Here is a 1,580-nt window from a genome sequence, read left to right as displayed (position 1 = left end):
TAGACATAATGACTCCCCACTAAAGATGCTGATCTCCAATTAATCGTGGGTTAGCTGAAAGCCAGAGCCATAATAGTTTTGTTAAAGAAACTAAATCGGAGATCAGCATGAATAAACATAACATACTTTTTATTGGCCTAGATACTCATAAAGAATTTGTTGAAGTGGCCTACATTGAAGATCAACGTGGTGCCCAAGCTATTCATTTTGGACGAGTTTCAAGTGCTAAAGCCTCTTTAACCAAACTTGCTAGGCAGTTCCAATCGAAGTATCCAACGGCCACTCTGCATTTCGTTTATGAGGCAGGCCCATGTGGCTATTGGATTTATCGTTTGCTCACAAGCCTTGGTCATTGTTGCTATGTCATAGCCCCTTCGCTTATACCCAAAAAGCCTGGTGAGAAGATTAAGACAGACAAACGTGATGCACTTAAATTAGCCAAGCTACTCAAATCTGAAGACCTCACCGCTATCTATGTTCCAGAGCCTGAAGATGAAGCCATTAGGGACTTATCTCGGGCACGAGAAACAGCGATGAAGGACTTAAAAGATGCCAAATACCAACTAAAAGCACTGCAACTCAGAAACAACATCAACTACAGAGGCACTGCCAATTGGTCGCTGAAACATTTGCGGTGGCTCACTGAGCTTATCTTGCCGCATCCTAGTCAACAGATTGTCTTGCAAGAATACTTACAAACCATTTCAGAGCGAATAGCGCGACTAAAACGGCTCGATAATGAACTAGAGCACCATGTGAAAAACTGGCGTTATTATCCTGTCGTCAAAGCAATACAAGCATTACGGGGTGTGAGGTTATTAGTCGCCGCTGGCGTGATTGCTGAATTAGGTGATTTAACCCGTTTTGACCATCCTAGAAAATTAATGAGTTACGTAGGCTTAGTGCCATCGGAGCATTCCAGTGGTGGTAAACGGCATCTTGGTGCAATAACAAAATGCGGTAATGGGCGAGCAAGGCGCTTACTGGTTGAAGGTGCCCACTCCTACCGATACCCTGCGAATATCTCAACAGATATGCAGAAAAGACAAGAAAACCTACCCAAAGATATTATCGATATCGCATGGAAAGCACAGTTACGGCTTTGTCGTCGATATCAAAAACTCATGCATAAAGGTAAGCATTACAACCTTGTCGTCACCGCGATAGCCAGAGAAATGATTGCTTATATCTGGGCGATTTCACGGGAAGTGGTACTGACACAAGTTAACCCTAAATTACGGTTATCGAGAGTGCCTGCATGATAAACCTTTTTGAGCTAATGCAGTGGGTCAAGCATCGGATGTGGCACAACCACCGAGGGCGTTAGGATGGCAATGCGGTTAACGCCGTATTGAACCACGAACATAGACTGAAGACAGGTGTCACGACGGATTATGTAAGGTAGGCGCTGCTTATTGAAAGATAAGTAATCCACGGATATCAGCATGACAACCGACGAAATTACTTGCTTCATCTACTGTGTTAGCTCAATCCCAAATGAGTGAAAGAACAAAAACAGGCTTAAATCTTTAGGCCGAAACAGTTATGTTCTGCTTGACGTGGGGAGTCATACCAACGCC

General features: G+C 43.7%; 1 protein-coding gene. It reads left to right on the top strand.

What is annotated here, in order from left to right; translation table 11 throughout:
* Positions 1–107 precede the first annotated feature (107 nt).
* Positions 108–1,262 (top strand): IS110 family RNA-guided transposase, encoded by a 1,155-nt coding sequence (locus tag L2737_RS22165; RefSeq protein WP_248957131.1) that lies wholly within the window; start codon positions 108–110, stop codon positions 1,260–1,262.
* Positions 1,263–1,580: the final 318 nt, after the last annotated feature.

The organism is Shewanella electrodiphila, from assembly GCF_023283985.1.
Lineage (GTDB): Bacteria > Pseudomonadota > Gammaproteobacteria > Enterobacterales > Shewanellaceae > Shewanella > Shewanella electrodiphila.
This window is presented reverse-complemented; position numbering and strand designations above follow the sequence as displayed.

Coding starts and splice junctions, on each gene's coding strand:
- L2737_RS22165 (WP_248957131.1), top strand. CDS start 108: ATGAATAAACATAACATACTTTTTATTGGCCTAGATACTCATAAAGAA.